The 18,269-nt window shown below is 74.8% G+C and carries 11 protein-coding genes; all 11 read right to left on the reverse strand.

Annotation, left to right across the window (positions count from 1 at the left end; all coding sequences use genetic code 11):
- Positions 1 to 127: 127 nt before the first annotated feature.
- A complete protein-coding gene (locus AB0K36_RS14265) occupies positions 128 to 1,138 on the reverse strand; it encodes a carbohydrate kinase family protein (RefSeq protein ID WP_364593045.1) in 1,011 nt (336 codons plus the stop codon).
- 28 nt (positions 1,139 to 1,166) lie between these two features.
- Complete coding sequence (gene metK / locus AB0K36_RS14270) at positions 1,167 to 2,375, reverse strand: methionine adenosyltransferase (RefSeq protein WP_364593048.1); 1,209 nt, start codon at positions 2,373 to 2,375, stop codon at positions 1,167 to 1,169.
- Between the two features lie 32 nt (positions 2,376 to 2,407).
- Positions 2,408 to 3,241, reverse strand: coding sequence for an LLM class flavin-dependent oxidoreductase (locus AB0K36_RS14275; RefSeq protein WP_364593051.1), 834 nt, complete (start codon positions 3,239 to 3,241; stop codon positions 2,408 to 2,410).
- Positions 3,238 to 4,506: an LLM class flavin-dependent oxidoreductase gene (locus tag AB0K36_RS14280; protein ID WP_364593054.1), complete on the reverse strand. Its 1,269-nt coding sequence runs from the start codon at positions 4,504 to 4,506 to the stop codon at positions 3,238 to 3,240. Before AB0K36_RS14280 ends, AB0K36_RS14275 begins: the two co-directional genes overlap by 4 nt.
- 18 nt (positions 4,507 to 4,524) lie before the next feature.
- The gene (locus AB0K36_RS14285; protein WP_364593057.1) at positions 4,525 to 12,048 is read right to left on the reverse strand and encodes a non-ribosomal peptide synthetase; all 7,524 of its coding nucleotides are present in this window, start codon (positions 12,046 to 12,048) and stop codon (positions 4,525 to 4,527) included.
- A 339-nt stretch (positions 12,049 to 12,387) separates the two neighbouring features.
- Positions 12,388 to 13,701, reverse strand: a complete 1,314-nt coding sequence (locus AB0K36_RS14290; protein WP_364593060.1) for an aminotransferase-like domain-containing protein — start codon at positions 13,699 to 13,701, stop codon at positions 12,388 to 12,390.
- Positions 13,698 to 13,916, reverse strand: a complete 219-nt coding sequence (locus AB0K36_RS14295) for an MbtH family protein (protein ID WP_159682300.1) — start codon at positions 13,914 to 13,916, stop codon at positions 13,698 to 13,700. Before AB0K36_RS14295 ends, AB0K36_RS14290 begins: the two co-directional genes overlap by 4 nt.
- Positions 13,917 to 13,963: 47 nt before the next feature.
- On the reverse strand, positions 13,964 to 14,767 hold the full coding sequence (locus AB0K36_RS14300) for a thioesterase II family protein (protein WP_364593063.1): 804 nt from the start codon (positions 14,765 to 14,767) through the stop codon (positions 13,964 to 13,966).
- Entirely contained in the window at positions 14,764 to 15,795 is a 1,032-nt protein-coding gene (locus AB0K36_RS14305) for an alpha-ketoacid dehydrogenase subunit beta (RefSeq protein WP_364593066.1), read from the reverse strand. Before AB0K36_RS14305 ends, AB0K36_RS14300 begins: the two co-directional genes overlap by 4 nt.
- Positions 15,795 to 16,859 carry a thiamine pyrophosphate-dependent enzyme gene (locus AB0K36_RS14310; RefSeq protein WP_364593069.1) on the reverse strand — a complete coding sequence of 355 codons (1,065 nt, stop codon included), beginning with the start codon at positions 16,857 to 16,859 and terminating at the stop codon, positions 15,795 to 15,797. Before AB0K36_RS14310 ends, AB0K36_RS14305 begins: the two co-directional genes overlap by 1 nt.
- Entirely contained in the window at positions 16,856 to 18,262 is a 1,407-nt protein-coding gene (locus AB0K36_RS14315) for an enoyl-CoA hydratase/isomerase family protein (RefSeq protein ID WP_364593072.1), read from the reverse strand. Before AB0K36_RS14315 ends, AB0K36_RS14310 begins: the two co-directional genes overlap by 4 nt.
- Positions 18,263 to 18,269 lie beyond the last annotated feature (7 nt).

Consider the following 18,269-nt stretch of genomic DNA (forward strand, 5'->3'; position numbering starts at 1 on the left):
CAGCCCTCGAGGTTCTCGAAGTCCTCGAGCGTCGGATCCTGCGCCTGGAGCATCGTGCCCATGGCGCCGTCGGCCACCACCACCCGGGTGGCGAGGGCTTCGCGCAGGGCGTCGATACGGGTGCCGGTCACGGCTGCTCCCCCAGTCCGGACGCGAGCAGGCGGGCGGCGGCGGATCCGTAGGCGCGTTCGGCGGTGGCCAGCAGGCGGGCCGGGTCCGCGTGGTAGGACTGCGAGCCGACCGCGCCGAGGGCCTCGGCGGCGAGGACGCAGCCCAGGCGGGCGGCGCCGGTGAGGTCCAGGCCGCGGGCGGCGCCGGTGAGGTCCAGGCCGCGGGCGGTGCCGGCGAGGAACCCGGCCCGGAAGGCGTCGCCGACGCCGGTGGGGTCGGTGGCGGGCGCGTCGGGGACGGCGGGGACGGTGAGGGGTTCGTGGCCGGCGCGGTCGATGCGGACGCCGGCGCCGCCGAGGGTGGTGATCCAGGCGCCGACCTTGGCGAGGACGTCGGCGTGTTCCCAGCCGGTGCGTTCCAGCAGCAGGGCGGCCTCGTACTCGTTGGTGAACAGCCAGCGGGCGCCGTCGACGAGGTCGCGTACCTCGCTGCCCTCCAGGCGGGCGAGCTGCTGGGAGGGGTCGGCGGCGAACGGCAGGCCCAGCTCGCGGCACTCCGCCGTGTGGCGCAGCATCGCCGCCGGGTCGTTGGGGCAGACGAGGACGAGGTCGGGGCGGGCGCCGGTGGTGGTCAGGTGCCACAGGTCGATGTCGCGGGCCTCCTGCATGGCGCCCGCGTAGAAGGAGGCGATCTGGTTGGCGTCCTGGTCGGTGATGCACATGAACCGGGCGGTCTGCCGCTCGGTGGAGACCAGGACCGGGCCGGTGTCGACGCCGTGTTCCTTGAGCCATACCTCGTACTCGGCGAAGTCGCCGCCCACGGCGCCGACCAGCAGGGGGGTGAGGCCGAGGCTGCCGAGGCCGAAGGCGACGTTGGCCGCCACTCCGCCCCGGCGCACCTCGAGTCCGTCGACCAGGAAGGAGAGCGAGACATGAGCGAGCTGGTCGGGGATCAGCTGATCCGCGAACCGGCCGGGGAAGACCATCAGATGGTCGGTGGCGATGGAACCGGTGACAGCGATGCGCACGTCAGGTCTCCTCACAGGTCCGGCCGGCTCAGAGACCGGCCGCGGCCTTGAGCCGGTGGGCGCGGTCGGTCCGCTCCCAGGTGAAGTCGGGCAGTTCGCGGCCGAAGTGGCCGTAGGCGGCGGTGGCGGCGTAGATGGGCCGCAGCAGGTCGAGGTCGCGGATGATGGCCGCGGGGCGCAGGTCGAAGACCTCGGTGATGGCCTTCTCGATGCGCTCCTGGGCGACGGTGCCGGTGCCGAAGGTCTCCACGAACAGGCCGACCGGCTCGGCCTTGCCGATGGCGTAGGCGACCTGGACCTCGCAGCGGGAGGCGAGACCGGCGGCGACGACGTTCTTGGCGACCCAGCGCATCGCGTACGCGGCGGAGCGGTCGACCTTGGACGGGTCCTTGCCGGAGAACGCGCCGCCGCCGTGGCGGGCCATGCCGCCGTACGTGTCGATGATGATCTTGCGGCCGGTCAGTCCGGCGTCGCCCATCGGGCCGCCGATCTCGAAGCGGCCGGTCGGGTTCACCAGCAGGCGGTAGTTGTCCGTCTCGAGCTTGATGCCGTCCTCGGCGAGTGCGGCGAGGACGTGCTCGACGACGTGTTCGCGGATGTCGGGGGTCAGCAGGGAGCCGAGGTCGATGTCGGCGGCGTGCTGGGAGGAGACGACGACGGTGTCCAGGCGCACCGGGCGGCTGCCCTGGTACTCGATGGTGACCTGGGTCTTGCCGTCGGGGCGCAGGTAGGGGACGGTGCCGTCCTTGCGGACCTCGGTGAGCCGGCGGGAGAGGCGGTGGGCGAGCTCGATGGGCAGCGGCATCAGCGACGGGGTCTCGTCGGTGGCGTAGCCGAACATCAGGCCCTGGTCGCCGGCGCCCTGCTGGTCGAGCTCGTCGTCCTCGCCCTCGACGCGGGTCTCGTAGGCGGTGTCGACGCCCTGGGCGATGTCGGGTGACTGCGCGCCGATGGACACGGACACTCCGCAGGAGGCGCCGTCGAAGCCCTTGGCGGAGGAGTCGTAGCCGATGGCCAGGATCGTGTCGCGGACCAGCTGGGCGATCGGCGCGTACGCCTTGGTGGTGACCTCGCCGGCGATGTGGACCTGGCCGGTGGTGATCAGGGTCTCCACCGCGACGCGTGAGGTGGGGTCCTCGCGCAGCAGGGCGTCGAGGACGGTGTCGCTGATCTGGTCGGCGATCTTGTCGGGGTGGCCCTCGGTCACGGACTCCGAGGTGAACAGGCGACGGGACATGACTCTCCAGGAAGCAGCGGGCGGACGGGGCGTCAGGCGGTGGTGAGGGCGTGGCGGCTCTCGGGGCGGGCCAGGCCGAGGCGTTCGCGCAGGGTGGCGGCCGGGGTGCGGTCCGGGCGGCCGGGCCGGGCGGCGAGCGCGGCGAGGACCGGGTCGTCGGAGCCGGTGAGGGCCACGGTGAAGCCGTCCGCGGGGCTGTCGGCGGGCAGTTCGGCGGCCGGGCCGGGCAGCGGCAGGAGGACCTTGGCGTGCGGTGCCTGCCGCTTCACCCGGGCGGCGTCGGCCGCCTCGTCGAGCAGGACGAGGTCGGCGGCCGCGGCGAGGGCGGGGCCGGTGACGGCGACGACGGGGTGGCCCTGCGGCGGGCGGGCGACGTTGAGGGGGCCGGCGACGTCGAAGTGCCGGCCCTGGTGGTCGAGTCGGTGAACGGTCGGCAGCCGCCAGTACAGGCCGTCGGCGCGGTCGTGGACGAAGGCGTCGTCGTCGAAGCTGTCCCACAGGCCGCGTACGACGTCGATCAGTTCGCCGGTGCGGCCCTCGGGGTCGGTGGCGTCCGTGGCCGCGAGCCAGCCGGTGCGGCCGTGGGCGAGGTGGTCGAGCGAGGCGGTGATCCGGGCCACGTGGTAGGGGGCCTGGTCGGCCGGGAGCGGGGCGGTGATCAGCCCGATGTGCTCGGTGACGGCGGCCAGCGCGGCGGTCAGCGTCGTCGTCTCGAACCGGCCCTGCGCGCCGGCGGCGGCACGGTCGTCGATCAGGACCGCGTCGAATCCGGCGGCCTCCGCGGCGCGCACGGCGCGGGTGAGCGTGCCGAGCGAGGTCGCGGGGCCGCGGGTGTCGAGGGTGGCGACGAGGATGGGCGCGGTCATGATGCTGCACCTGCCTTCCGGGGGGCGTCGATGCCGAGGTTGGCCCGCAGGGTGGTGCCCTCGTAGCCCGAGCGGTACAGGCCGCGGCGCTGCAGTTCGGGCACCACGTGGTCGACGAAGTCGTCGGCGGAGCCCGGCAGGTACGGGAAGTCGATGTTGAAGCCGTCGGCTCCGCGGCCGGTGAACCAGCTCTCCATGTGGTCGGCGAGCTGCTCCGGTGTGCCGACGACGATGTCGCCCATCAGCCGCAGGGCGAGCTCGCGGATGGTGAGGTTCTCGCGCCTGGCCAGGCCGATGAGCCGCTCGGTCGTCGACTGGGACTGGTTGGTGTACGGGATGTCGGGGACCGGCCCGTCGATCGGGTACGCGCTCAGGTCGACGTCGCCGAGGTGGTCCTGGAGGGTGCGCAGGGCGACATGGTCGTGGGTGAGGTCCTGCAGTTCCTGCAGGCGCCGCTTCGCCTCGGTCTCGGTGGCGGCGACGATCGGCGCGAGGGTCGGCCACACGAGGACCTTCTCGGGGTCGCGGCCGTGCGCCGCGACGCGTGCCTTGAGGTCGCCGTAGAAGTCCTGGGCGTCGGAGAGCCGGTTGTGCCGGGTGAAGATGACCTCGGCGTGCCGGGCGGCGAACTCGCGTCCCACGGGCGAGGAGCCGGCCTGGATGATGACGGGGCGGCCCTGCGGGGGGCGGGCGATCCCGAGCGGGCCGGGGACCTCGAAATGGGTGCCGCGGTGGTCGACGGGGCGGCCGTCGCTGTCCCACAGCTTCTTGACGACATCGATGAACTCCTCGGCCCGCTCGTAGCGTTTGCCGTGTTCCAGGTGCTCGGGGAAGCCGAAGTTGGCGGACTCCCACGGTGCGGCGGAGGTGACCACGTTCCAGCCGGCCCGGCCGCCGCTGAGGTGGTCGAGGGAGGCGAAGCGGGCGGCGATGTGCGCGGGTTCGTTGTACGTGGTGGTGGCGGTGGCGCACAGTCCGATGTGCTCGGTGGCGGCCGCGTAGGCGGCGAGCAGGGTGAGCGGTTCGAAGTGCTCGGTGCGCGAGGTGCGGCACAGGGAGTCCAGGCGGGTGCCCCACACGGCGACGATGTCCGCGATGAACACGGCGTCGAACAGGCCGCGTTCGAGGGTGCGGGCGTTGTCGCGGTGGAACTCGAAGTCGAGCTGGGCGTCCGCCTTGGTCGCCGGGTGGCGCCAGGCGGCCACATGGCCGCCGGGGCCGTCGATGATGCCGGCGAGGGTGATGCGCCGGCGGGGTGCGGTCATGGTGGGTGTCTCCTCGGTTCAGTTCTTGACGGCGGACGCCAGGATCCGGGCGAGGCTGCGCACGTTGTCGCCGGTCAGCATGGTCACGTGGTTGCCCGGCACGACCCGGATGGCGAGGTCTTCGACGTGGTCCTCCCAGCCGAGGCCGGGGCGGCCGTGGAACCGGTCGCTCTCGTCGTAGTCGGTGCCCTTGCCGAAGCCGGTGTCCCCCGCGCGCAGCACGACGACGGGACCGGCATAGGCGCGGGGCCGGTAGCGCTGGATCGCCTCGACGCTGTCGCGCATCAGCGCGACCGGGTCGCCGCCGCCGTCGCCGCGCATCCACTCGGCGATCTGGGAGATCTCGGCGAGGTAGGCGGCGGACCCGTCGGGCTCCGCGGTGGCGGCCGGGGCGCCGTCGGGGGCGGGGGCTTCGGTACCGGTGGTGGCGGACGCCGGTTCGGGGGTGCGGCCTTCGGCGACCGCGCGCAGCTGGTTGGTGAACGAGCCGTCCGCCTCCGCGTCGGTCAGCTCACCGTCCGGCGCGCCCGCGTCGACCATCACCACCAGCGGCGGTGTGCCGCCCTGCGCGGTGATCCGCTGGGCGATCTCGTAGGCGATGACGCCGCCGCCGGAGAAGCCGCCCAGCACGATCCGCTCCCCCGATTCCAGTGCGGGGGCGAGCGCCTGGAGGTAGTGCTCGGCCAGCTGCTCCGTGGAGCGGTACTCGGGCTCGGGGTCGTCGACGCGCGGGTCGCGGATGCCGACGAGCGCCTCGGGGCCGGGGTAGCCGGCGGCGAGCTGCGCGTAGCAGGCGACCTGGCCGCCCGGGGGGTGGACGAGGTGGACGGTGCCGGCGCCGGGCCGGCGGGCGGGACGCAGCGGTACGAGGACCGATGCGGCGCCGCCGTCACCCGTGCTGTCGTCGGGGGTCTCGGCGAGGAGGCGGGCGAGCAGGCCGGCCCGGGGGTGGGCGAGGAGTTCGTCCAGGCGCAGGGTGCGGCCGGTGCGCAGGCTGATCTCGCGCAGCAGCCGCATGGCCAGCAGGGAGTGGCCGCCGGCTTCGAAGAAGTGCTCGCCGGGGTCGACGTCGGTGGTGCCGAAGACGGTCTGCCACGCCTGCTTGACCAGGTCCGCCTCCGGGCCCTCCGGCCAGTGGGCGGGCTCTTCGCCGGTGCGGTCCGGCTGCTCGGAGCGTTCGGCCATCCGCGGCAGGTCCGCGTCGGTGACGGTGGCCAGCACGTCGGCCACGGTGGTGGCCTCGTCGTCGGTGGCGGGCAGTTCGCGCAGCAGCCGGGCGCACTGGGCGACCAGCTTCTCCGCGTCCGCGTCGGCGATCCGGCCACGGTCGTGGACGGCGGCGAGGACGAGGCTGCCGTCCACGTCGCGGTAGGCGAGCAGGGTGACCGGGAACGCGGTCTGCGAGCCGGCCGCGTCGGGCAGTTCGACGCGGATGCCCTGGGCGGCGAGGGCGGATTCCAGGTCGCCGGAGGAGCGCGGGTAGTTCTCGAAGACGATGAGGCTCTCGACGAGCTTCTCGCCCGGCCTGCGGCCGCTCCACTCGTGGATCTGGCCGGTGGAGACCCACTCGTAGGCCGCCATGTCCAGGGCCTGGTCGCGCAGTTCGGTCAACAGCCGGGGAAGGCTGTGGCCGGGGTCGACCTGGATGGTCATGGGCAGCGAGTTCATCAGCAGCCCCGGCAGCCGCTCGACCGCGTCGAGGGCGATGCCGCGGCCGGAGACAGTCACACCGAAACCGACCGGCGCGGGGCCGCTGGTGCCGCCCGCCCGGTACAGCAGCAGCGCCCACACGGCCTGCAGGGCACTGGACTCGGTGGCGGCGCGGGCCGCGGCCCAGGCGCGCAGCCGGTCGGCCTCCGCGGCGCTGAGCCGGCACTCCGCGCGGCCCGAGCCGCTCTGGCCGGTCGCCGGGCCCGGGATGGCGGGCTGGACGACGGGCGCGGCGGCCGGGACGGCGTCGGACCAGAACTCCCGGGCGGGGGCGGTGTCCTGCTCGGACAGCCATTGCGAGTAGTCGCGCACGTCGGGGCGCCGCTCGCCGCCGGGCAGCGCGCCGCCGGCGAGATAGGCGCGGTAGAACTCCTGGAGCAGGATGGACACGCTCCAGCCGTCGAGCAGGACGTGGTGGAAGGTGAGCAGGATCCGCACCGACAGCGGCTCCACGCCGCCCGCGGACGCCGGGTCGTCGACGAGGGTGACGCGCAGCAGTCCCGGGGTGCGCAGGTCGAATCCGCGCAGCCGGTCGCGTTCCATCAGCGCGTCGAAGTCGGCCTCGCCGGCGGCGTGGCGGGTGACCTCGGCGGTGACGTGGTCGTGCAGGACCAGGCAGGGCTCGTCCTGCCAGTCGAAGGAGGCCCGCAGCACGGTCTCGCGGTCGAACACCGACTGCCAGGCGGCGGTGAACCGGTCGGTGTCCAAAGGCCCGTGCCAGCGCCAGAACAGCTGCTCCACGTAGCGGCCGGTGCCGGGGTGGGCGAGGGCGTCCAGGAGCAGGCCGTGCTGCTGGGGGGTGACGGGCACGGTCCCGGGACCGTCACCGGCGCCGCCGTCACCGTGGTCGCCGTCCCCGTCGCCGCCGTGGGCCGGGGCCGGGGCGGCGGGAAGGGCGAGTGCGGGGCGCGGGGCGGGGCGCGTCGTGCCGGGAGCGGTGATCTCGGCCGGGGTCACGGCATGCGGGTCGGCGCCCGCGAGGGTGGCCAGTACCCAGCTCATCTGCTCGACGAGCGCGTCGACGCCGGCCTCGTCCACACCGTCCGCGGGGCTCGGCACCCAGGTCAGGCCCATGCGCAGCCGGCCGCCGTGGACGATGCCGTACACCTCGATGCCGTACACGCGCTCGCAGCGGGCCGAGTGCTCGCGCGGGATGGGGCGGCCCGACATGCGGAAGCCGCCGTTCGGGCTCAACTGGTCGGCCTGGCCGTAGTAGTTGAAGCACACCAGGGCGGGCGGCAGGTCACGCAGCAGGGTGCGCAGGCCGGCGTCCGGGGAGAATTCGCGGCAGGCGCCGAAGCCGACGCCGCCGTCCGGTACGGCGGTCAGCGCCGTGCCGATCTGGGCGAGGTACTGCTCGGGGTGCACGGAGCGGTCCGCGCCCAGGACGACGGGGTGGATGGAGGTGAACCAGCCGACGGTGCGGAACAGTTCGTCGCGGCCGTGCCGTCCGTGGGTCTCCACGTCGAACGTCACGGCGCGGCTGCCCCGCCAGCGGGCGAGGGCCTGCGCGAACGCGCCCGTCATCACCTGGTGCACCTGAAGGCCCAGCCGGCGCGGCAGCGGGCCGATGAGCCGGGCGGTCGCCTCCTCGTCGAGGCTGAACTCGACCCGGCGGATGTGCTCCTCGTCCGGCGCGGGCGTGGTCAGCAGCAGGGTCTGCGCCTCGGCGCGGGCGGCCGCGAGGGCGCGCCAGTAGTCGGCCTCGCCGGGCCGGGCGGCGACGGCGGGCAGGGAGGCGACCCAGTCCTCGTAGCGGCACGCCTCCTCGGGCAGGGCGGGCAGGGCGCCGTCGGCGAGGGAGGCGAGGGCGTGCTCGAGGTCCTCCAGCAGGATGCGCCAGGAGACCCCGTCCACGACCAGGTGGTGGACGGCGATCAGCAGATGGGTGGCGTCCGGGGAGCGCCGGTCGTGGGCGAGCAGGGCCCGCACATGCACGCCGCGCAGCGGGTCCAGGCTGCGCTCGAGGTCCTCCATCGCCCGGTCGAGTTCCGGGTCGCTGGTGATGTCCCGCTCCCACAGGACCTCCCGCGCCGGGTAGGCGGCGAACGGCGCGGCGCGGACCATGAGCCGGCCGGCGCCCTCCTGGTCGTCGGGGTCCTCGTCGAACCGTGCCGACAGTGCGGGGTGGGCGGCGACGACCGCTTGCAGGGCCAGCCGCAGGACGGTGGGGTCGACGGATTCGTTCAGCTCCAGCAGGACGGACTGGTTCCACTGGTGGAGGTCGGTCCTGATGTGCCGGAAGAACCACGTCTGGACGGGCGCGAGCGGTGACACCGGCCCGGCGGCCGGCGCGGCGGGCCGGGTCTCTTCGCCTTCGGCGTCGTCGGCCGGGGCTCCGGCGGGGACGCCGGCGCCGAGGTGGGCGGCGAGGTCGGCCAGGACGGGGTTGCGGTAGATGTCGCGCATGGCGAGCGTGAACCCGGCGCGGCGCAGCCGGGAGACGAGCTGCATGGCGAGGATGGAGTCCCCGCCGGCCTCGAAGAACTGTGCCTGGTCCCCGGCGTCCCCGAGCAGCTCCGCCCATACGCCGCGCACGCGCTCCAGCACCTGCGCCGACGGCGCGGCCGCGGCGGCCGGCACCGGTCCCCCGGCCCCGTCGGGGGCCGGCGAGCCGGCGGGCTGCGCCGGCGCGGTCGCCGTGGGCGGCGTGGCCTGGCCGGTCGGCGCGGGCGCCGTGGCCGACGGGAGCGGCGTGGCCTGGCCGGTCGGCGCGGTGGCGGCCGGGGCCGCCTGGCCGACGGCGACCGTGGCCGCCTCCAGCGGTGAACCGCCCGCTGCGGGCGAGGTGTCGGCGGCCGGGGTCGACGTGGGCGGCGTGGCCCACGCGGTGGCGCCCTGGGTCGCCTCCTGCGGTGAACCGCCCGTCGCGGGCGGGACGGTGGCGGCCGGGGCCGCCTCCCGTGCCGGGGCGTCCGCCGTCGCGGTCAGGCGGGCGAGGGCCTGGCGGTCGGTCTTGCCGTTGGGCAGCAGGGGGATGCGCGGGACCTGGTGCAGGTGGGCCGGGAGCATGTGGGACGGGAGCAGGGGCTTGAGGGCCTGGCGGATCGTCGCCGGGTCCGTCGCCGGGGCCACCACGTGGGCCACGATCTGGAGGCTGCCGTGGGCGTGGCGGACGGCCTGGACCGTGGCGTCCTCGACGCCGTCGAGGCACAGCAACGCGGCCCGTACCTCGCCGAGTTCGACCCGGTTTCCGTTGATCTTCACCTGGTCGTCGAGGCGGCCCAGGTGGGTGAGCGTGCCGCCCGGCAGCAGCCGGACCAGGTCGCCGGTGCGGTAGACGGTCTCGGTGCGGCCGCCGAGGTCGAGCGTGCGGTAGCGGTCGGCGGTGCGTTCCGGGTCGCCGATGTAGCCGTCGGAGACGGTGCCGCCGCCGATCCACAGCTCGCCCGGCGCGCCGGGGGGCAGGGGCCGCTGGTGTTCGTCGAGGACGTGGCAGCGGATGTTGTCGAACGGCACGCCGATCGGCACCTCCGCGCGGCGTGTCCAGAACGCGTCGTCGCCGCGGGCCCAGGAGAAGACCGTGGAGTAGGAGGTCTCGGTCGGCCCGTAGGCGTTGTGCAGCCGGGCCGGGTGGGCGGCCTCGAAGGCGGTGCGCAGCTCGTTGGGCAGGGACTCCCCCGTCGAGACGACGGTGCGCAGGCTGCGGTTGGCCCCGAAGTTCTCCGCCTCCAGGAGCAGGCGGAGCTGGGAGGGCACCGCGTGCAGCAGCGTGACGCCGTGCCGTTCCAGGGTCTCGGCCAGCAGGTCGGGGTCGCGTTCCGCGTCGGGCGGTGCGACGGCGAGCCGGGCGCCCGCGACGAGGGCGACGAGCATCTCGTGGGCGCTGACGTCGAAGGTGAGCGGCGCCTTGAGGAGCATCGTGTCGCCGGGGCCGATGCCGAAGTGCCGGATCGCGGCGAGCACATCGGTGACCAGGGCGCGGTGGCTGAGCTGGACGCCCTTGGGGGTGCCGGTGGAGCCGGAGGTGTAGAGGATGTGCAGCGCGCTGGAGGGCGTCGGCCCCTGCACCGCGGCTGCCGTGCCCGGCTGCGCCAGTTCGGCGGCCGGCACCTGCTGCGGGCCCGGGGGGCAGGCCGCTGCCGTGCCGGGGTCCACGACCGCGAGCCGCATGCCGCTGCTGTCGGCGATGTGGCGGCGGCGTGCCTCGGGGTGGGCGGCGTCCAGGGGGACGTAGGCGGCCCCGGTGCGCAGGACGGCGAGCATCACGGCGACGGCCTCGTCGCTGCGGGGCAGGAGGATGCCGACCCGGTCGCCGGCGCGCACGCCGCGGGCGGTGAGCCCGGCCGCGTACGCCTCGACGCGGGCGTCCAGGTCGCGGTAGGTCCAGCGGCGGTCGGCGAACTGAACGGCGACGGCGTCCGGCCGGGCCGCGACGACGCCGCGGATCAGCGTGTCGATGTCCGTGTCGGCGACGGGGTGGTCGGTGGCGTTGAGGTGGTCGAGGGTGGCGCGGGCGCGCGGCCCGATGCCCTCGAGTCCGGCGACGGGGGCGTCCGGTTCGCGGACCAGTTGGCGGGCGAGGGTGGTGACGTGTTCGGTGAACGCCTCCGCGGTGGCGGCCTCGATGCGGGATGCGTCGTACTTGAGGCGTCCGCGCAGCCTGCCGTCGCCCTCGTACAGCTCCAGGGTGAGCAGCCCGAGGCCCGGGGTGGGCACGTCCTGGCGCCAGTGGGCGCGCAGGCCGCCGCGCAGTGCGACGCCGTCGGTCGCGGCGGCGGTGGCGTCGGCCCAGCTGTGCAGGACGAAGGTGCAGTTGAACGGGGCGCCGGAGCCGGTGCGGGGGGCGAGTTTGGCGATGCGCGGGAACGGCAGCCGCGAGTGGTCGACGGCGCGGGCCAGTTCCCGCTGGACGCCGGTGACGAACCCGGCGGCGGTCAGGTCCTCGTCCTGGGCGGGGGCGCGCACGAGGAGGGTGCGCACGAAGTAGCCGACGGTGCGGTCGTAGCGCGGGTCGGTGCGGGCGCCGAGCGGCACGCCGACGGTGGGCGCGCCCTGCCGGCCGTACGTGCCGAGCGCCTTGAGGTAGGCGGCGAGCAGGACGGCGGCGGCTCCGGCGCGGTGGGTGCGGGAGAACGCGGTGATCTCGCCCCAGAGCCGGGTGTCCAGTTCCAGCGGTACGGCCGCCTCGCGGCGCTCCTCCCCCGCTGCGGGCACATCGAGGGGGAGGTCGACGGTCAGGTCGGCGCCGTCGAGGTGTTCGCGCCAGTACGTCTCGGCGGCGGCGGTGTCCTTCTCGGCCTCGCGGGCGCGTTCGCCCACGTACGTGCCGAAGGCGGCCGGGGCGGGGCCGGGGATCTCTCCGTGCTCGTAGGCGGCGAGCAGGTCGGCGAGGAGCAGGCCGGTGGACTCGCCGTCGACGACGAGGTGGTGGACGACGAGCAGCAGGGTGTGGTGGTCGGGGCCGTGGCCGAGGAGGACGGCGCGCAGCACGCCGTCGCGTTCCAGGTCGAGTTCCTTGCGGGCCTCGGCGAGCAGCGTGTCCGCGTCCGCGCCGTCGGCGCCGGCGGTGCGCCGCTCCAGGCGGGGGGCGCGGGCCGGGTCGGCGTCGAGGAAGGGCGGGCCGTCGCCGTGGTCGTCGTCGGCGACGCGCGCGGACAGCATCGGGTGGCGGGCGACGAGCCGGCCGAGCGCGGCCTCGAGCGCGGCCGTGTCGAGCGGGCCGCGCAGATCGAGGGCGAGGGGCACGTTGTACGGGGAGGCGGCGGGGTCGGCGCGGTGCTGGAGAAGCAGCCCCAACTGCTCCTCGGTGAGCGGTGTGCGGCGTGCCTCGTCCGCCCCCGGTCCGGCGGTCGCGGGGTTCTGCGCGCCTGGGGTCTGGAGTGTGGTCATCGGGTGTCTCCTGAATCGGATCCGAGGGCTTGCCGCGGGCGGGCCCCGGCCCGGCGGGGCCTGCACCGTCCGGGCACGAGCGTGGCGGGGGCCGCCGACGTGCCGCTGACGTGCGGCTGACGGGGCGGGGGCGGCGGTGCGGTGACGGCCGGTACGGCCGGGGCCGGAGGGGGCGGCTCCGGGCAGGGGCGGGGGCCCGCTGTGCGGGGCCGTCGCCCACCCCTTTCCTGGGCGCGGTTTCGCGCTTCGCGCGGTGTCCTCGGACTTCCCCGGCGGCCCGGCGGCCGTGGGAGGCGCCCGGACGGGCCGGGGCACCCGGCCCCGGCGGGTGCCGGCGGGTCAGCGGGGCGTGCGGGCGGCGACGAAGGCGGCGAGGCGGTCGAGGCCGGTGGTGATCTCGTCGGGGGTCAGCACGCTGTAGGACAGGCGCAGTTGGGTCAGGCCGCCGGTGCCGGCGTAGAAGTGGTACATCGGTGTCCACAGGACGCCGAAGCGGCTCGCGGACTCCTCCAGGGCCTGTTCGTCGGCGGTGAACGGCACGCTGAGCACGGCGAAGAGGCCGCCCGCGGGGGTGTTCCAGGTGACGCCGCTGCCGGGCGGGAAGCGGGTGGCGAGGCCGTCGAGGAGGACGTTCAGGTTGGTGCGGTAGACGGCGGCCTCGCGGGCGCAGGCTCGTTCCATGCTGCAGCCGTGCTCGAGGAGCAGGCCGCCGATGACGGCCTGGGCGAGGGCCGAGGTGTTGAGGGTGAGCATGCTCTTGAGCTTGGCGAGCTGGTCGACGAGCAGGCCGCCCTCGGCGACGGGCTGGTCGGCGACGACGTAGCCGATCCGGGCGCCGGGGAAGGCGGTCTTGGCGAACGAGCCGATGTAGACGACGCGTCCGGAGCGGTCCATCGACTTCAGGGTCGGCGGCCGGCCCTGGCCGTCGTGGAACATCGAGTACGGGTTGTCCTCGATGAGGAGGATGTCCAGCTCGTCGGCGGCGTGCAGCAGCCGGCGGCGGTCGGCCTGCGACATGCGGGCGCCGCCGGGGTTGGAGAAGTCGGGCACGACGTAGCAGGCGCGCGGGCGCAGCCCTTCGGCGCGTGCGGCGTGCACGGCGCGGGTGAGGTCCGCGGCGTCGAGTCCGCCGGGCCCTTCGGGGACCTGGCGGACCGTCATGTCGGTGAGGCGGGCGGCTCCGGTGAAGCCCACGTAGGTGGGGGCGGCGGCGAGGACGGTGTCGCGCGCGTCGCGGCGCAGGGCGCGCAGCAGCAGGACCATGGCCTCCTGGCAGCCGGTGGTGACCAGGACCGCCCCGGGGTCGGCGGTGATGTGCTCGTCGGTGTGCAGCTGGCGTACGAGGAGGTCGTTGATGACGCCTTTGGTGGGCCCGTACTGGAACAGGGTGCGGCGTACCTGTTCCTCGCTGTGGCCGAGGTCCTGCTCGAGGTGGCGGGTGAAGCGCCGCAGGTGGTGGTGGAGGGCCTCGGTGTCGTAGTGGCCCTCGTAGGGGCGGCCCGCGGCGAACGACACGGCCTGGGGGTAGTTGCCGGTGATCTCGTTGAGGAGGGTCATCGAGGTCAGGGCCGGGTCGGTGAGGCTGGCGTGCAGGTCGGCGGTGGTCAGCGGGGCCGCGGCCAGCCCGGGCGCCTCGAGCAGGCCCGCGGTCACGCCGCCGTGCCGTTCATGGCGTCGATGAGGCTCTGGGGCCGCATGTCGGTCCACCGGTCGGTGATGTGGGCGAGGGCGCTCTCGCGGTCGGTGGCCGGCAGGGCGACGGTCCAGCCGGCCGGGACCTCGGCGAAGGACGGCCACAGCGAGTACTGGCCCTCGTGGTTGACCAGGACGAGATAGGTGCCCTCGGCGTCCTCGAAGGGATTGCTCATTTCGTTCTCCCGTTGTTCGGCGACGGTAGGAATGCGGTGGTCCCCGTTCAGGCTGGCGGGGACGGCTGTCGGCGGGCTGACGTGCCGCTGACGAGGTGGGCGGATAGGTCGGTCGTGAGGTCGGCGGTGAGGTCGAGCAGGACGGGTGCCGGCTCGTGGGCGAGGTGGAAGTGGCCGCCGGGGAAGGTCTGTTCGCGGACGGGCCCGGTGGTGGCGGCGCTCCAGCCGGCCGCTTCCGCGGCGGTCAGCTCCGGGTCGCCGGTGGCGCGGTGCACGGTCAGCGGGGTGTGCAGGAGGGCGCCGGGGCGCGGGCGGTAGGTCTCGGCGAGCGCGTAGTCGGCGCGGGCGGTGCGCAGCACGATGTCGAGCATGTCCGGGTGGGCGAGGAGTTCGTCGGGGAAGCCGTCCAGGCGGCGCAGTTCGGCGATGAGGGCGCTGTCGCCGGCGCGGTGGACGGCGCCGGGGCGTACGAGGTGGGGTGCGGGCATGCCGGAGACGACGAGGCGCTGCGGTGGGCTTCCGGCGGCCTGGAGGCGCAGCGCGGTCTCGTAGGCGACGAGTGCGCCGAGGCTGTGGCCGTAGAGGGCGTAGGGCCCGTGGGTCAGGGGGCGGGCGGCTGCGGCGGCCTGGTCGGCGAGGGTGTGCAGGTCGTGCTGGAGGGGTTCGGTGATGCGGTCGGCGTGGCCGGGGTACTGGGCGGCGTGCAGTTCGACGGTGTCGGGCAGCAGGGCGGGCCAGTGGTGGTAGGCGGCGGTGGTGCCGCCGCCGTGCGGGAAGCACAGCAGCCGCAGGGCCGCGCCGGGGCGGGGGTCGGGGCTGCGGTACCAGGGGGCGGCGGTGCGGGTGTTCATAGGGCGGCCGTCCGGCGGGCGGGCCACTCCAGGGTGGCGACGGCGTCCAGGATGCGGTGGACGTCGGGCAGGTAGTGGGCCTCGAGGAGGGGTGCGGGGTAGGGCACGTCGAAGCCGGTGACGCGGCGGACGGGTGCTTCGAGGTGGTAGAAGCAGCGTTCGGTGATGCGGGCGGCGATCTCGGCGCCGGGGCCGGCGAATCCGTGGGCCTCGTGGACGACGACGGCGCGGCCGGTGCGGTTGACGCTGGCGCTGACGGTCTCCTCGTCGAAGGGGGCGAGGGTGCGCAGGTCGATGACCTCCAGGCTCAGGCCGCTCTGGGCGGCGGCCTCCGCGGCGGCGAGGGCGGCGGGCAGGGCGGGGCCGTAGGTGACGAGGGTGGCGTCGGTGCCGCGGCGGCGGACGGCGGCCCAGCCGAGCGGGCCGGTGTCGGTGGGCAGGCCGGTCTTCTCCTTGTGCCAGTAAAGGCGTTTGGGTTCGAGGAAGACCACGGGGTCGGGCCAGTCGATGGAGCGGCGCAGCAGGGAGTAGGCGTCGGCGACGGTGGCGGGGGTGACGACGGTGAGGCCGGGGGTGGCCATGTAGTAGATCTCGGAGGAGTCGCTGTGGTGTTCCACTCCCCCGATGCCGCCGCCGTAGGGGATGCGGACGGTCAGGGGCAGTGGCAGTGCGCCGCGGGTGCGGGCGCGGAACTTGGCCACGTGGCTGACGAGTTGTTCGAAGGCGGGGTAGGCGAAGGCGTCGAACTGCATCTCGACGACGGGCCGGTAGCCGTACATGGCCATGCCGACGGCGGTGCCGATGATGGCGGATTCGGCGAGCGGGGTGTCGAAGCAGCGGTCGTCGCCGAATTCGCGGGCGAGGCCGTCGGTGACGCGGAAGACGCCGCCGAGGGTGCCGACGTCCTCGCCGAAGACGAGGGTGTTCTCGTCGGCGCGCAGGGCGTCGCGCAGGGCCGTGTTGAGGGCTTTGGCCATGGTGACGGTGCCGGTGGCGTCGGCGGTGGCGGGGGTGGTGTCGGTGGGCATCAGGCGTCCTCCCCCGCGGCGGCCGTGGTGGCCGTCTCCGCGGCGAGCAGCGCGGCCTGGGCCCTGAGGTGGGGCGGCGGCTGGTGGTAGACGTGCTGGAACATCTCGGCCGGGTCGCGCCGGGGCGGGGAGGCGAAGGTGCGGCGCAGGCGGGCGGTGAGTTCCTGCGCGTCGCGGGTGATGCCGGTGATCGTGTCCTCGTCGAGGACGCCGTCGGTCAGGAGCCGGTGTTCCAGGCGGGCGACGGGGTCCTTGCCGGCCCAGGCGGCGACCTCCTCGGCGCTGCGGTAGCGGGTGTCGTCGTCGGCGTTGGTGTGCGCCTCGATGCGGTAGGTGAGGGCTTCGAGGACGGTGGGGCCGCCGCCGGTGCGGGCGCGGTGCGCGGCCCGGGCGACGGCGGTGTGGACGGCCGCGGCGTCGTTGCCGTCGATGCGCTCGCCGGCCGCGCCGTAGCCGGCGGCCTTGTCGGCGAGGGTGCGGGCGGCGGTCTGTTTGGCGAGCGGGACGCTGATCGCGTACTGGTTGTTCTGGATCAGGAAGACGACGGGTGCGCGGCGTACGGCCGCGTAGTTGACGGCTTCGTGGAAGTCGCCCTCGCTGGTGGCGCCGTCGCCGATGTAGGCGAGGGCGACGGTGTCGTGGCCGCGCATGCGGGCGGCGTCGGCGAGTCCGGCGGCGTGCAGGCACTGGGTGGCCAGCGGGGTGCACTGGGGGGCGGTGCGGTGGGCGTGCGGGTCGTAGCCGCAGTGGCGGTCGCCGCGGAAGAGGGTCAGGACCTCCACCGGGTCGATGCCGCGGGTGAGCAGGGCGACGCTCTCGCGGTAGGTGGGGAAGAGCCAGTCGGTGGGGCGCAGGGCGAGCACGGACGCGGTCTGGCAGGCTTCCTGGCCGCGGGAGGAGGGGTAGACGGCGAGGCGGCCCTGCCGGGTGAAGGCGGTGGCCTGCCGGTCGAAGGCGCGGCCGGTGACCATGGCCCGGTAGAGGGCGAGCGCGGTGTCGGCGGGCAGCGGCGGGCCGGTCGGTGCGGCGGTCGGCGGGGCGGTGGGGGCGTCGAGCACGGTCATCGGGATCCGCCGCGGCCTCGGTTGATCCAGGTGCGTTCCAGGGTGGTGATGAGGGCGGGGCTGTGCAGCAGGCGGGCCTGTTCGTAGGCGTAGCGGGCGAGGTAGCGGCGGAAGAGGTCGGCGGGTTCCTCGACGAGGTTGAGCATGCGCCGGTTGGCGCCGACGGCGGGGTGGTCGAGGTGCTGGGCGGCGCGTTCGACGGCGCTGTCCATGGTGTCGGCGGGGGCCGTCTCGTCGACGAGGAAGGACGCTTCCGGGTCGCCTGCGCTCAGCTTGTGGCCCCAGAAGACGAGGCGGCGGGTGAGGCGGGAGCCGGCCGGGTGCAGCAGGCGCAGGTTGGACACGCCGGGCACCAGTCCCTCTTCCATGGCGGGGAGGCTGAACCAGGCGTCGTCGGCGGCGACGACGCGGTCCATGACGGGCAGGATCTGCAGGCCGCCGCCGATGGCGAAGGCGTCGACGGCGCCGATCCAGGGCTTGTCGGCGTCGGGCCACCAGTGGTCGCCGCTGCCGCCCGTGGCGTCGTCGAGGTACAGGCCGCGGACGAACTTGGCGATGTAGCCGGCTTCGCGGCGGAGCAGGAAGCCGAGGAGGGAGATGTCGCCGTGGTAGAGGTGGGTGAGGTTGATGCCGGCGCTGAAGACGCGGCGGCCGGCGTGGGCGGGGTGGGTCTGGGCGGCGCCGCGCAGGACGCCGACGTGGCTGGCGGGGTCCAGGAGCACCAGGTCGCAGCCGGTCTCCAGGGCTTCGACGGCGGCGTCGTCCTCGGCGTTGAGGAACTCGTCGTTGCACAGTTCGAGGTGGGCGATGCCGTCGCGGCGGGTGACGGTGGCGATGCCCAGGTCGGCGTGGCCGGTGAGCTGGTAGTCGAGCAGGGCGGCCCGGGCGCGGGGGGTGGGGCGCAGCATGGAGCGCAGCAGGTGGTTGCCGGCGGTGGGGGCGCTGAGGACGGCCTGGAAGAAGATGCCGACGGCGATCTCCCAGCCTTCCTTGTTGCGCTGCATGTGGCGGGCGTCGTCGGCGAGTTGGGCGGGGGTGGGGACCAGGCCGGGGAAGTGGCGGGCGGCGAGGGCGGTCAGTTCGTCGAGGCGCGGGGTGCGGGTGAGGCCGTCGGTGAGTTCGGCGTAGACCCGTTCGGCGTGGGTGGCCAGGAAGCGGTGGCGCAGGGTGTGGGCGCCGTCGTGGGCGGCGGCCGCGTCGCGCTGCTGGTCAAGGTCGCGTTCGGTGCGCGATGGCAGGTCGGCGATGAGCCGCATGGTGGTGTCGAGGTAGGCGGTGACGGCCGCCCGGTCCTTGGTGAACTCGCCGGTCAGGGCGGGTGGCCGGGCCGGCAGGGCACGCAGGAGGACGGCGGGGGCGGCGTCGGTCGCCGGGGCCTCGGCGGCGAGGGTCGGTGTGCGCACGGTGTGT

The organism is Streptomyces kurssanovii, from assembly GCF_040677245.1.
In the GTDB taxonomy this organism is placed as follows: domain Bacteria; phylum Actinomycetota; class Actinomycetes; order Streptomycetales; family Streptomycetaceae; genus Streptomyces; species Streptomyces kurssanovii.